Origin of the sequence: Psychroserpens luteolus (genome assembly GCF_021032705.1) — a bacterium.
In the GTDB taxonomy this organism is placed as follows: Bacteria; Bacteroidota; Bacteroidia; order Flavobacteriales; family Flavobacteriaceae; genus Psychroserpens; species Psychroserpens luteolus.
The window spans coordinates 609,258-622,219 of record NZ_JAHVXI010000001.1 but is presented as its reverse complement, the minus strand read 5'-3'; the positions used below and the strand labels follow the sequence as shown (position 1 = coordinate 622,219).

Here is a 12,962-nt window from a genome sequence, read left to right as displayed (position 1 = left end):
AAAATAATATGAGTAATAATAAAGGAAAAGTAGCCATAGTAACAGGAGCTACAGGAGGTATTGGTTTTGAAGTAGCAAAACGATTAGGTCAAGATGGATATACTGTAGTTCTAAACGGTATAGATGAAGAAGCTGGAGCTAAAAGAGTTGAAGAACTTACTGCTCAAGGAATTGATGCTGAGTATTATAACTTTGACGTAACAAAAGAGGATTTAGTAACATCAAACATTAAAAACATTGGTGAAAAATACGGAAAAATAGATGTGCTAGTTAATAATGCTGGTGGATTAGGTGGACGGTCTCGATTTGAAGAGATGACAACTGAGTTTTATAGGTTTGTAATGGCACTTAACTTAGATTCTGTGTTTTTTGCTTCAAGAGCAGCAATACCATATCTTAAAAAGGGAGAACACCCTTCTATAATTAATTATACATCTAATGCTGGATGGACAGCTGGAGGACCAGGAGCAGGAGTTTATGGAACTTCTAAAGCTGGTGTTCATGCTATAACCAGAGCTTTAGCAAAAGATTTAGCTGAATATGGGATTAGAGCAAATGCTGTATCTCCAGGTACAATTGACACGCCATTTCACGCGCAAATTAAATCAACTAAACCAGAAGTTTTTGCATCTTGGGCAAATAATATTATGTTAGGAAGGTTAGGTCAACCAGAAGATGTTGCAGGAGTCATTTCATTTTTAGCAAGTGAAGATGCTGCTTTCATAACAGCCGAAACCATTCAAATTGGAGGAGGACAAGCTTTAGGAATTTAAAAAAATAAAGCTGTTAGATTTAAAAAGATAAAGAATAGTATTTAAATTTAGAGAATGAGTAAGATTGTCACATTTGGTGAAATCATGTTACGTCTTTCCACAGAGCGCTTTTTAAGATTTTCTCAAGCCAAATCATTTAACGCTACTTATGGAGGAGGAGAGTTTAATGTAGCTGTATCTTTAGCTAATTTTGGGATTCCTTCTGAGTTTGTTACAAAATTACCTGATAATGAAATAGGAGAAAGTGCATTGATGGAAATGCGTAAACGAAACGTAATTTCTAAAAATGTTCTTTTTGGAAAAGACCGCTTAGGGATTTATTTTCTTGAAACAGGTGCCGGAACTAGAGCAAGCAATGTCGTTTATGATAGAGCTCATAGTGCTATGGCTAAAATTGAAAAAGGCACGTTTAATTGGGAAACGATACTTAAAGGTGCAACTTGGTTTCACTGGAGCGGTATTACTCCTGCCATATCAAACTCTGCTGCTGAAGAATGTCTTGAAGCAGTAAAAGCTGCTCATAAATTAGGGCTTACTATCTCATGTGATTTGAATTATAGGTCTAAACTATGGAAGTACGGCAAAGAGCCTCATGAAATTATGCCAGAACTCCTCAAGTACAGTAATGTCATTTTAGGAGATATTGATACCGCCTATTTTATGCTAGGTCGCCATAAAGAAAACCCTAACTATCAAGACCTAAAATCGCTACCTCTTCTTTATGATAAAATAATAGAAGAATGCCCAAACCTAGAACTTATAGCAACTACCCTAAGATACTCTGTTAGTGCATCTCATCAAAGAATTGGAGGAATTCTATATGATCGGAAAAATATTTATGATGCTAATATAAAAGAAGTTACACCTGTTGTTGACCGTGTTGGAAGTGGAGATGCCTTTATGGGCGGATTAATTTATGGATTACTAAACTCTGAAGATAAGCAACGAGCAATAAATATCGCTGTAGCGTCTTGTTGCCTTAAACATACCATATATGGTGATTATAACTTGGTGTCAATTGATGATATTAATAAGTTCTTAGATGGAGAGAACACAGGAAAAGTATCCAGATAAATTAGAGATATGTCAAAATATTCAAGAATAGAAGTTGTAAATGTAATGTCTAGAACAGGGCTTGTGCCATTGTTTTATGATTCTGATATAGAGCATTGTAAAAGTATATTAAATGCTTTGTACAAAGGAGGAGCAAGGCTCTTAGAGTTTACAGCCAGAGGCGATTTTGCTGAAGACATTTTTGCCAAACTTAATACCTATGCTTTGGCAAAACTTCCAGGAATGATATTGGGAGTAGGTTCTGTGACTGATGCTGCTTCGGCCTCGAGGTATATGGCATTAGGAGCTAATTTTATTGTGACTCCAGTATTGCGAGAAGATATAGCTATAGTTTGTAACAGGAGAAAAGTACTTTGGTCTCCTGGCTGTGGTTCTCTTTCTGAGATTGCTAAAGCCGAAGAACTTGGTTGTGAAGTTGTAAAACTCTTTCCAGGTGGAATTTATGGACCTGATTTTGTAAAGGCAATTAAAGCGCCACAACCTTGGACTAGTATAATGCCTACTGGAGGTGTGTCACCAACAAAGGAGAATTTAAGTCAATGGTTTGATGCAGGAGTCACATGTGTTGGAATAGGCTCAAAGCTTATTAAGAAAGACGCTAATGGAAACTATGATATAGAAAGTATTGAAACCACGACTCGAGATGCTTTGCAAATAATTGAAGCCATAAGAAAATAATTATATTGTGTCAACAATCACACTAAAAGAACTCTCACTTGTATCAGGTTACTCTGTATCTACTGTATCTAAAGCACTTAACAATAAATCGGATATAAGTAAAAACACAAGAGAGGTTATTAAAACGATAGCCAATAAGTATAACTACATTCCAAATAATTCTGCTGTAGCTCTGAGGAAAAAGAAAACCAAGGTGATCTCTGTCATTGTTCCTCAAGTAAATACATCTTTTTACAGTTGCTTCTTGTTTAACATTGAAAAAATTGCATATTCTCGAGGCTATAGAGTGATACTATTTCAGTCTTTGCAGGATGCTTCCAGAGAAAAGGAATTTATAAATAGTAGTAATGATGGCAGTGTTGATGGTGTCATCATAATTTCATGTAGTAACGAACTTAATATCGCATCAGAAGGGAAAAATATCTTACCAGTAGAGTATGTTAAGATTAATGATATTATTTCCGAAGCGCAATTAAAAAAAGAAAGCATAATGCATTTTAGTAATTTGCTAAGACGGATAACAAAGTTTAAAAGTTAAAATTACTCTATGTTTAAAAAAGCAATCGTTTTAATGATTATAAGTGCTTTTGCTTTTGCTATTTTAAATGTATTTGTCAAAAGTCTAAATCAATTTAATGTGTATCAAATTGTGTTTTTTAGATCAATAGGATCTTTGGCTTTTACAATTCCATTTTTGTTACATCATAAAATTTCTCTTCTTGGTAAAAAAAAAACGTTACTTATCTTACGAGGTGTTGTTGGTTTTGTTGCAATGACTCTTTTTTTTTCCTCAATTAAACATCTTTCTATGGGATCGGCCGTTTCTATACGGTATCTCTCTCCCATTTTTGCAGCACTGTTAGCACTTGTTATGTTAAAGGAAAAAATAAAGTATTTACAATGGTTTTGTTTTGCTATCGCATTTTCAGGAGTGCTTATATTGAAAGGATTTGATACTCAAATCAACGAAATAGGTTTGTTGTATGCAATTGCATCTGCTTTTTTTACAGGCTTAGTATTTATAATCATAAAAAAAATTGGAAATAACGATCACCCGATTGTGATTGTGAACTACTTTATGATCATTGCGGCATGTCTTGGAGGTCTTTTTGCAGTTTCTGAATGGAATAACCCTGTTGGTATAGAATGGATAATTCTTTTAAGCCTTGGTGTTTTTGGTTATTTCGGACAATATTATATGACCAAGGCATTTCTAATAGGTGAAGTCAATCAAGTTGGCCCATTAAAATACATCGAAGTTATTTTTACCATGTTAATTGGTGCAATTTGGCTTGACGAAATTTATACTTTTTGGAGTTTTATAGGTGTGTCGCTTATTATTATTGGATTAACTTTTAATGTGATTATTAAAATAAAATAGATCCAAACTACAGGCTTAATGATGCACGTTGTTGTTAGTAAATTTTATTCCGAATTAATCAAATGAAATCAAATCAGGTTCTAAAAATGTCGTTTTGGCTTTGCTAGAATTGTAAATATCAAATCCGTAATGACACGCCATTAAATCCTTAAAATTAGTTTTCAGTCTTGGAAATTCGGATATAAAATCTTTAAAATTGTTAGACTTTGATTTGCGCATAAAGTGATGCACTGCTTTTATAGCTGCTAAAGTCAAAGTCATATTATATTTGTCTTTAGCTCCTACAAATTCTACAAAGTGTTGCAATCCACTTTGAATGTTTTTTTCGGCTTGTTTAATACCGTATAGGTTGATGTTAATCCAAGCCAACCTTAAGTGAGCTTCGTGAGTAAAGTGTGATGGATCTAACTCGCAACTAATGAATTTTTTTTCAAAGTCAGAATCAGAAAGTTCAAAATGTTTTTCCATAGTTAGTTTACTTCTTATGTCCAAAAGTTAGATTCAAATATTTCTTTTTAAAACCTAGTGTTCTCAAGTTATACGAGCAGTTGCTACACGTTTTCTACTTCGACTTATTAGTCAAAAAACATATCGTCCAACTTTCCTTTTTTGTATGCTTTTACATACTTTTTTGTCTTTGAATTAATTGGAACGTTATTCTTTTTATTTCCTATATATTCCAGCAAAATTTTCGCTCCACCAAGTTGGACTTCTCTAACATCTTCTTGTTCGCTGAATTTTTGTCCGTCAATTTTTTTACAAGTCAAAATTCGGTTATGATTGATTTTTTGGTTTAAACCATAATTAATCATCGCAACTGTATACAAAAATTGTTGTTTGTTCTTATTGGTTAGAGACGTGAAAAAATTCCCAAACGTTGGAATTCCCATTCCAGTATCTTTATTCATCCAAAATCCGACAATTTGTGTTGCAGAAATAAATTCCTTTGATTTTACGTTTACAGGATTGTCAAAAATATATTCACTTGCTTTAAATAGTAATGGTTCGTATTTTTTATAATCCGCATTTTTGTCGGCTTTCATTTCGTTAAGCGATTCAGATAATTGCCCAAACATGGTAATTGGTAAAATCAATAGTAAAATGAGGTGTAGTTTCTTAATCATATTTTTGTTTTTCAATAGTTATGTTTATCGTTTAGAACAACGTCTCAAAATAGTTGAACGTGTTCGTGTATGGTTAGTTCTAAGTTAGTAAAAAGGAACAAACCGTTAGGAAAATCCTGCGGATTTTGCTTGTGCCAGTTCGCTACGCTCGTGTCCGAGTGCAGACAGAGTAAGCAATTAGCTATACACGTTGTTGGCAGTGGTTTTTTATTATTCAGCCTTTTTATTTTTTATTATCATTCTTACATCTGAATACAGATACATTCCACAAATTCCGATTCCAAATAAGGTTAAAAAGATGCTTTTTATTCCATTCGAAAATAAGCTCCAAACACAAATAGTTATTACAAAAACCGCAAAAGGATAAGTAAATAATCTAATCAGAATGTTTTTCAGCGACCATTCATTTTCAGGTGCTTTTTCCTCAATTTCAATATCCAGAATCTCGTATATTTCCTCAAGTTGATTTTTCCTTTCCATTTTGTAAATCTTTCGAGAAACCCAAGCTACTAAAAAGACGAAAACAGCAATTATGGTAATCCATTGCCAATTATCAATTGGATTAAATTCAGTCGGATTGTTAGGGAAAATCAAATACAGAAACCATAAAGATGCAATTCCAATTAGAGTTTTTCCAACAGGATTCATCTTATCCGTTATGTTTGTCAGATGATTATTAGTATTAAATTCGAATGTAAAAATCGAATAGAAAGTCAGATTCCACATATTTTGGCTCCACACTTTTATTTCATTCCGATTTATTTCTCCTTTCGCTCGCATATCACGTGAAAAGATATTCCATAAGTGATTAAGAAAACTGTCTTTTTTTCTTAATTCAATTAATTCTTCAACATCTTTTTTTGTGACTTCCATTCGGTTTGGTCAAATTACTGGCAACTGGTTATATAGAGATAAATATACGCGTTTTTGGGGTCTATGTTCCCAAAAACAGGAAGTTTTGGTCATCTTTACAGATGTATAACACTAGTGGTTTAAGCTAATTAGACTTAGCTATAAACTAAAAAATCCGATCTAAAAAGACCGGATTTTAATGTTGCTCCTCTTCTTGGGCTTCCAGAAGCACTTTACTTTCGGGATAAACTTCTCTCCCAATTCATTCCACAAAAAAAGTCCAACATTTCTGTTGAACTTTTGTTTGCTCCTCTTCTTGGGCTCGAACCAAGGACCCTCTGATTAACAGTCAGATGCTCTAACCAACTGAGCTAAAGAGGAGTGTTAATCGCTTTAGCGAGCGCAAATATATGCTATTTTTTAAGTTTGTCAAAACGTCTTTTAAAATTTATTTAATTTTTTTTTAAATAATAATCTACAACAAAGTTTCACGATGACATGATTATAAAATGATAACGCACATCGTAAACAATTTTTTTAAAAAAATTGCTTAATTTTTTCTAAATCCAATCGTTGATATTCGCAAATAGAACCAAGGTGATTAAAATCACGAATCCTACAAGCTGTGCACGTTCTAAAAACTTCTCGCTAGGTTTTCTTCCTGAGATGATTTCAAATAATAAAAACATAACATGACCACCATCTAATGCTGGTATAGGCAATAAGTTTAGTACGCCTAACATGATTGATAAAAAGGCCGTTAATACCCAAAAGGCTTGCCAGCTCCAAAAAGGAGGAAATACTTCATAAATGGCTTTAAAGCCTCCAACACCTTTGTAAGCTCCAGTACTAGGTGTAAATATGGCTTTTAATTGTGCACCATACTTTCGTAAGGTATCTACAAAATCAAAAGCACCAGCGCCAAAACTTTCTCCAAACGTATAGGTTTGAATGGTACGATCAAAGTAACCCAACTCCACAAAACGATCTTCATCATATCCAGCTTGAAACCCAAACTTACCGTCTCCATCAACTTTTAATTGTTTGGTGATTGCTTCTTCACCTCGAAGTAGTTGAACCGTTAAGGTTTCGTTTTTATAGCCCGTCATTAACGAGTCTAATTGATCAAAATATCTTAGTTCTTTTCCATCGATAGATGTGATAATATCTTTTGGCTCAATGCCTGCATTTTTGTTCAATGAGGTATCCGCTATTTTACGAATCATAAATGGAATGCGTCGCTCAAATAGATCTCTACTTTTTGCAGATGAAAACTGACCCAGAAAATCTTCAGGTAAGGTAATGACTTGCTCTTGGCCATGTCTTCTTATGGTGAATGTTTCGGCTCCAATAATGTTAGACTTAACGTCATAATCATTGACAACTGCAACGTCATTAACTTTTATAATCTTATCTCCTGTTTTAAAACCAATGTCTTGTAACAGTTCATTTTCGATCCAATACCCATCTTTTAAACTTTCTATAGTCGTGGTCTTGTCTCCATATACAAAAGCGACAAACACATAAATAAAATAGGCTAATATGAAATTAACAGTGACACCACCTAACATAATAATCAAACGTTGCCAAGCTGGCTTAGAGCGAAACTCCCATGGCTGAGGTGGCTGCGCCATTTGCTCTTTGTCCATACTTTCATCAATCATTCCAGCAATCTTCACATAACCACCAAGCGGTAGCCATCCAATACCATAAACAGTTTCACCGATTTTCTTTTTGAATAAAGAAAACTTAATGTCAAAAAAGAGGTAAAACTTTTCTACTCTGGTTTTAAATAGTTTTGCTGGTATAAAATGTCCTAATTCGTGTAATACGATTAGTAATGAAAGACTCAGTAAAAATTGAGATATTCTTATTACAAACTCCATGTATCGTTAGTCAAATAAAATTCTAGTCGACAAAAGTAGTGTTTTAGCCGCATTTAGAAAATTTTAATCGGTTTAATGGCTAATTTTTTAACACCGATTTAGTAATGACGCCTTTATTAGTTTGAAATTGAACAAATAATAATCCAGACGACCAATAGGATGTATCCAGTGTCGAACTCCAAGGCAATTGATTAATTAACTGCCCAAGTGTGTTGTAGATTCTAATTTCTGAAACTTCGGTAGCTTGAGGTTTTTCAATATGAAGTACCTCAGATGTCGGATTAGGATATACTATAAGCTCTGTATTGATGTCAAACTCATCTGTACTTAATAGCACATTGTTGTTTGCTGAGATCAAATCAGATTCTGGATCAAATAACACCGTTTGAACCGTAAAGTTTACGGTTTCCAAAAAGCTTTGCCCGTTAGTCGTATTATCTAAAACAAGGTCCATTTGTTCACCAAACGTTCCTATTAATCGTATAGGTACAGGTGCTTCAAAATAGGAAACTGAAGCATGACTTTGTATTTGTTCTATAGTAATTCCTACTTGATTAGTTGTAGGTTGATTCCAGGTAATTGTATAGCTAGGATATCCTTGATTATACAGCCAGTCGTCAAAAAATTCGGTTAAATCTTCTCCTGATGTTGTTTCAACAATAGCAATAAAATCCTCCGTTTTAGCATAATCATAGGCATGTTCAGATGTATTTAAATAATCTTGAAGCGCTTGATAAAAGGTAACATCACCAAGCTTTTTTCTAAGCATATGTAATACCATAGCACCTTTGTTGTAGGAAAGACGGCCGCTAAAAATTCTTCCAACGGATGTTGTATCTGCATCTGAAAGATATACAGCTCCATTGGGTGCGGCTGTAATTGAATTATTTCGTTGTTGTTTCCAGGTTGTGAATGCATTATTTCCATCTAAATGTTCAATAACGATCCCAGACAAATAGGTTGCAAAACCTTCGTTGAGCCAAATATCTTTCCAACTACCACATGTAATTTTATTTCCAAACCATTGATGTGCTAGTTCATGAGCAATTAAGTTACGTCCAAAATTTCCCATAAATGACACTGTAGTGTGTTCCATTCCTCCGCCCCAACCAAATTGTGCATGGCCATATTTTTCATTAGCAAAAGGATATTCTTCAAACAAATCATTAAAAAGATTCATTATAGGTACTGTCACAGCTGTGCCAGCTTGAGCGGTACTTAAGCTTTCGGGATAAACATAGTTTACAATTTCAAAGGGGTTTCCATTATTAGGAACCGTTTGTGTAAAGACACTATAATTAGTTGCTGCAATAGCGATAAGGTATGCAGGAATGGGATAACGATGTTTAAAATGTGTTGTCTTTTCATTTCCATTTAATACCTGACTTTGTTCAAGTCCGTTCGATACTGAAATATATTCTTCGTTCGATGGATTGAATCGAGGTGTTGTCATAAAAACATCTATAGAATCTATTTTGTCAATGAGGTCTTGCTTACAAGGCCACCAAGCTTTAGCTCCATATGGTTCAGAAAGTGTCCAGATGATTGGGTCACCATTATGTTGATTCTGTTCAAATGAACCTAGTCCAGAAAACTCAGGATTTCCAGAGTAACTTACCGTTAAAGAATCTAAAGTTCCTGTACTTAAGGTTGAAGGAAGTGTAATGATAAGCTCATCACCAAGATGCGAGTATGATAATAGATTACCACGTTGTAAAACCTGATTAACCGTCATGTTTGCTGATAAATCAAAAGTTATGGTGGTCATATTACTCTTAGCTGTAAAATACGAGGTAATGTCTCCTGAGATAAATGAAACCGCAGGATCTATGTCTAATTCCAATCTGTGATATTTTAAATCGTAATTACCAGTATTTAAGTTTGAGCGCTGCATGATGCGGTTTAAGGCAGATTTTGCTTCGGCTTCACGGATGGTATTTAAAGTTTCGTTGTAATCTTGAGAAAATGATACTGTCGAAAACAGTCCCAAAAAAATGAGTAGTCTTAACTTCATGGTAATAATCTTTTTCTTTTTTAACAATATAGCTTGTTAAAAGTAGTCATTTTGTTGCTATTCTGTCGTATTTTTGCACTCAAATCTTACATTAAAGCCTTAAAAATCAAGAGATGTTTGCTTATATCAAACAATTTAAATTCTTTTTTATCGTCTTGCTTTTAGTCTCAGGGATTATTATTTCAATAATTTATTCAATACTAAAAGTAGAAAAACCATTACCAATTTATCAACCTAATAGAGTAGATGCATCCTTGGTTGATAGTACGATTCAGCACAAAAAGAAGTATCATACTATAGCCGATTTTAAATTGGTAAATCAAAATGGAGATACCATTACTCAAGACACTTACAAAGATAAAATCTACGTTGCTGATTTCTTTTTTACGACGTGTCAAACCATTTGTCCGGTAATGACAGATCAAATGAGTCGTATTCAAAGCGAAATTATTGATGATGATGAGGTTTTATTATTATCACATTCGGTAACACCTGAGATCGATAGTGTAGCACAGTTAAAGCGTTATGCTATAGAAAAAGGTGTTAATGACAACAAATGGAACTTAGTCACTGGAGATCGAAAACAAATCTATGATCTGGCAAGAAAGTCTTACTTAGTTGTTAAAGATGATGGTATGGGAGAATATGGTATGGTGCATACCGAAAACTTCGCACTTATAGATAAAGACAAGCAAATAAGAGGGTTGTATAATGGTGTAAGTCCAGCGTCTGTAGATTCGCTGATTTATGATATTAAACGTTTAAAAAAAGAATATCAATAGTTTTAGGGCTACAATTTTTTTACACTGAATTTTTCCTTTATTTTTGCTTACTTAAAATCAATCTAAATAAGCTTGAAAGTCACATTAGCAGATATAAAAAGAGGTCAACAGGGCGTTATTACTGACGTTTCTTCAATTCATATTCCGCTCAAACTTCTAGAAATGGGATGTTTGCCAGGTAATATGGTCGAGCTTGTTCAAGTAGCACCATTTGCCGATCCAATGTATCTTAACATTAATGGAACACATTTAGCCATAAGAAAAGAAACGGCTATTCACATTTTAATCGATATTTCTAATGAGTAAACAAATTAATGTTGCACTTATTGGAAACCCTAATACTGGAAAAACCTCAGTATTTAATGCACTTACAGGTTTAAATCAAAAGGTAGGGAACTATCCTGGGATTACTGTAGAGAAAAAAGAAGGCATCTGTAAATTGCCAAGAGGCGTTAAAGCGCATATCATTGATTTGCCAGGAACATACAGTTTGAATGCGTCTTCATTAGATGAAAATGTCGTTATAGAATTACTCTTAAATAAAAACGACAAAGATTTTCCCGATGTTGCCGTAGTAGTAAGTGATGTTGAAAATTTAAAACGTAACCTATTACTTTATACTCAAATAAAAGACTTAGAAATCCCCACAATTCTGGTGATTAATATGTCGGACCGAATGGAATACAAAGGCATTCATTTGGATATTCCTTACTTAGAACAGGAGCTGCAAACAAAAATTGCTCTTATAAGCACAAGAAAAAATAAAGGAATAGATCAATTAAAAGAGCTCATTACTAATTATAAAGATTTATCGGTTGCACCTTGCTTAAATGCTTCGGAAATAGATACAGATTATTTTGAGAAGTTGCGCCAAGCATTTCCAAATCAGTTGTTGTATAAACTCTGGTTAGTGATTACCCAAGATGTTAACTTCGGAAAGATTGATAGAAATGAAGTTGACGCTATTAATAGTTTTAAGACAAAAGGAAAGTCAGACCTCAAGCGATTGCAGCAAAAGGAAACTATTAAACGTTATCAGTTTATAAATAATACTCTAAAAAAAGGACAAACAATTGACTTAAATTCTGCTAAGGATTTACGTATTAGGCTCGATAGAATTTTAACACATAAGATTTGGGGCTATCTCATCTTTTTTGTGATTCTACTCACTATTTTTCAAGCCATTTATGATTGGGCTGAAGTCCCAATGGATTTCATAGATAGTACATTTGCTTCACTTAGTGAATGGGTGAAAAATGTCTTACCCGAAGGAGCATTTACTAACTTAATTGCTGAAGGCGTTATTCCTGGACTTGGCGGTATTGTGATATTTATTCCCCAAATAGCATTTCTGTTTTTGTTTATAGCCGTTTTGGAAGAAAGTGGTTATATGAGTCGAGTGGTCTTTTTAATGGATCGTATTATGAGACGTTTTGGGCTTAGCGGGAAAAGTGTAGTACCTTTAATTTCTGGAACGGCATGCGCCATTCCAGCTATCATGGCAACTAGAAATATTGAAAGTTGGAAAGAACGTTTAATTACGATTTTAGTAACACCTTTTACAACCTGTTCGGCACGTTTGCCAGTATATTTGATTATCATTTCACTAGTTATTCCTCAAGGTCGTTTCCTAGGCTTAAGTTATCAGGCATTGACATTAATGTTATTGTATCTCATAGGGTTTGGAGCTGCTATTTTTTCGGCTTGGCTTTTAAATAAGATATTGAAGATTAAAAGTAAGACTTTTTTCGTTGTTGAAATGCCAAATTATAAGGTGCCTTTACTTAAAAATGTGGCGCTGACGGTTTTAGAAAAAACGAAATCTTTTGTGTTTGGTGCAGGTAAAATTATTTTAGCGATTTCAATTGTATTATGGTTTTTAGCATCTTATGGACCAGGAGAACAATTCAATAATGCTGAAGAAATCGTAACTGCAGAGTATGCTACAGATAATTTATCACAAGATGAATTGGATCAAAAAATAGCCTCTCATAAATTAGAGCATTCCTTTATTGGTATAGCTGGTCATGCCATAGAGCCAGTCATTAGACCTTTAGGTTACGATTGGAAAATAGGCATTGCAATCGTAAGTTCGTTTGCTGCTCGTGAAGTTTTTGTGGGTACATTGGCAACTATTTATAGTGTTGGTAGTGATGAAGAAGAAACGATAAAAAATAGAATGGCAAAAGAAATTAATCCCGTTCTTGGTACACCATTATTTAATTTCGCAAGTGGTATTTCATTGTTACTCTTTTATGCATTTGCTATGCAGTGTATGAGTACATTAGCAATAGTGAAACGGGAAACTAATACTTGGAAATGGCCTATATTGCAATTAACTATTATGAGCGCCTTTGCTTATATAGTGGCATTGATTGCTTATCAATTTTTAAAGTAA

The 12,962-nt window shown here is 33.9% G+C and carries 13 protein-coding genes and 1 tRNA gene; 8 read left to right on the top strand and 6 right to left on the bottom strand.

What is annotated here, in order from left to right:
* Positions 1 to 8 precede the first annotated feature (8 nt).
* Genes KWG70_RS02770 through KWG70_RS02750 form a run of 5 tightly spaced genes read left to right on the top strand, consistent with a single transcriptional unit; the run spans position 9 to position 3,906 of the window.
* The gene (locus KWG70_RS02770) at positions 9 to 773 is read left to right on the top strand and encodes an SDR family NAD(P)-dependent oxidoreductase (protein ID WP_230934469.1); all 765 of its coding nucleotides are present in this window, start codon (positions 9 to 11) and stop codon (positions 771 to 773) included.
* Between the two features lie 54 nt (positions 774 to 827).
* A complete protein-coding gene (locus KWG70_RS02765; RefSeq protein WP_230934468.1) occupies positions 828 to 1,847 on the top strand; it encodes a sugar kinase in 1,020 nt (339 codons plus the stop codon).
* 9 nt (positions 1,848 to 1,856) lie between these two features.
* Complete coding sequence (locus tag KWG70_RS02760) at positions 1,857 to 2,525, top strand: bifunctional 4-hydroxy-2-oxoglutarate aldolase/2-dehydro-3-deoxy-phosphogluconate aldolase (protein WP_230934467.1); 669 nt, start codon at positions 1,857 to 1,859, stop codon at positions 2,523 to 2,525.
* Positions 2,526 to 2,532: 7 nt separating this feature from the next.
* Complete coding sequence (locus KWG70_RS02755; RefSeq protein ID WP_230934466.1) at positions 2,533 to 3,063, top strand: LacI family DNA-binding transcriptional regulator; 531 nt, start codon at positions 2,533 to 2,535, stop codon at positions 3,061 to 3,063.
* 9 nt (positions 3,064 to 3,072) lie between these two features.
* Positions 3,073 to 3,906, top strand: a complete 834-nt coding sequence (locus KWG70_RS02750; protein WP_230934465.1) for a DMT family transporter — start codon at positions 3,073 to 3,075, stop codon at positions 3,904 to 3,906.
* A gap of 54 nt (positions 3,907 to 3,960) precedes the next feature.
* Here KWG70_RS02750 and KWG70_RS02745 read toward each other — a convergent pair whose 3' ends face one another.
* From KWG70_RS02745 to KWG70_RS02720, 6 genes are all read right to left on the bottom strand, one after another.
* Positions 3,961 to 4,374 carry a hypothetical protein gene (locus tag KWG70_RS02745; protein WP_230934464.1) on the bottom strand — a complete coding sequence of 138 codons (414 nt, stop codon included), beginning with the start codon at positions 4,372 to 4,374 and terminating at the stop codon, positions 3,961 to 3,963.
* 107 nt (positions 4,375 to 4,481) lie between these two features.
* Complete coding sequence (locus KWG70_RS02740; RefSeq protein ID WP_230934463.1) at positions 4,482 to 5,030, bottom strand: hypothetical protein; 549 nt, start codon at positions 5,028 to 5,030, stop codon at positions 4,482 to 4,484.
* Between the two features lie 210 nt (positions 5,031 to 5,240).
* On the bottom strand, positions 5,241 to 5,903 hold the full coding sequence (locus tag KWG70_RS02735; protein ID WP_230934462.1) for a hypothetical protein: 663 nt from the start codon (positions 5,901 to 5,903) through the stop codon (positions 5,241 to 5,243).
* Between the two features lie 286 nt (positions 5,904 to 6,189).
* Positions 6,190 to 6,263, bottom strand: a tRNA-Asn gene (locus KWG70_RS02730).
* 179 nt (positions 6,264 to 6,442) lie between these two features.
* Positions 6,443 to 7,768 carry an RIP metalloprotease RseP gene (rseP, locus tag KWG70_RS02725; RefSeq protein WP_230934461.1) on the bottom strand — a complete coding sequence of 442 codons (1,326 nt, stop codon included), beginning with the start codon at positions 7,766 to 7,768 and terminating at the stop codon, positions 6,443 to 6,445.
* A 79-nt stretch (positions 7,769 to 7,847) separates the two neighbouring features.
* Positions 7,848 to 9,782 carry a M1 family aminopeptidase gene (locus KWG70_RS02720; protein ID WP_230934460.1) on the bottom strand — a complete coding sequence of 645 codons (1,935 nt, stop codon included), beginning with the start codon at positions 9,780 to 9,782 and terminating at the stop codon, positions 7,848 to 7,850.
* Between the two features lie 113 nt (positions 9,783 to 9,895).
* Here KWG70_RS02720 and KWG70_RS02715 point away from each other — a divergent pair, with 113 nt between their 5' ends.
* From KWG70_RS02715 to feoB, 3 genes are all read left to right on the top strand, one after another.
* Positions 9,896 to 10,564: an SCO family protein gene (locus KWG70_RS02715; RefSeq protein WP_230934459.1), complete on the top strand. Its 669-nt coding sequence runs from the start codon at positions 9,896 to 9,898 to the stop codon at positions 10,562 to 10,564.
* Between the two features lie 72 nt (positions 10,565 to 10,636).
* Complete coding sequence (locus KWG70_RS02710; protein WP_230934458.1) at positions 10,637 to 10,870, top strand: FeoA family protein; 234 nt, start codon at positions 10,637 to 10,639, stop codon at positions 10,868 to 10,870.
* Entirely contained in the window at positions 10,863 to 12,962 is a 2,100-nt protein-coding gene (gene feoB, locus KWG70_RS02705) for a ferrous iron transport protein B (RefSeq protein ID WP_230934457.1), read from the top strand. Before KWG70_RS02710 ends, feoB begins: the two co-directional genes overlap by 8 nt.

Excerpts from the sequence above, each read along its gene's own strand:
- KWG70_RS02715 (WP_230934459.1), top strand. The coding sequence starts at position 9,896 with ATGTTTGCTTATATCAAACAATTTAAATTCTTTTTTATCGTCTTGCTT.
- rseP (WP_230934461.1), bottom strand. The coding sequence starts at position 7,768 with ATGGAGTTTGTAATAAGAATATCTCAATTTTTACTGAGTCTTTCATTA.
- KWG70_RS02740 (WP_230934463.1), bottom strand. The coding sequence starts at position 5,030 with ATGATTAAGAAACTACACCTCATTTTACTATTGATTTTACCAATTACC.
- KWG70_RS02745 (WP_230934464.1), bottom strand. The coding sequence starts at position 4,374 with ATGGAAAAACATTTTGAACTTTCTGATTCTGACTTTGAAAAAAAATTC.
- KWG70_RS02765 (WP_230934468.1), top strand. The coding sequence starts at position 828 with ATGAGTAAGATTGTCACATTTGGTGAAATCATGTTACGTCTTTCCACA.
- KWG70_RS02750 (WP_230934465.1), top strand. The coding sequence starts at position 3,073 with ATGTTTAAAAAAGCAATCGTTTTAATGATTATAAGTGCTTTTGCTTTT.
- KWG70_RS02735 (WP_230934462.1), bottom strand. The coding sequence starts at position 5,903 with ATGGAAGTCACAAAAAAAGATGTTGAAGAATTAATTGAATTAAGAAAA.
- KWG70_RS02770 (WP_230934469.1), top strand. The coding sequence starts at position 9 with ATGAGTAATAATAAAGGAAAAGTAGCCATAGTAACAGGAGCTACAGGA.
- KWG70_RS02720 (WP_230934460.1), bottom strand. The coding sequence starts at position 9,782 with ATGAAGTTAAGACTACTCATTTTTTTGGGACTGTTTTCGACAGTATCA.
- KWG70_RS02760 (WP_230934467.1), top strand. The coding sequence starts at position 1,857 with ATGTCAAAATATTCAAGAATAGAAGTTGTAAATGTAATGTCTAGAACA.
- feoB (WP_230934457.1), top strand. The coding sequence starts at position 10,863 with ATGAGTAAACAAATTAATGTTGCACTTATTGGAAACCCTAATACTGGA.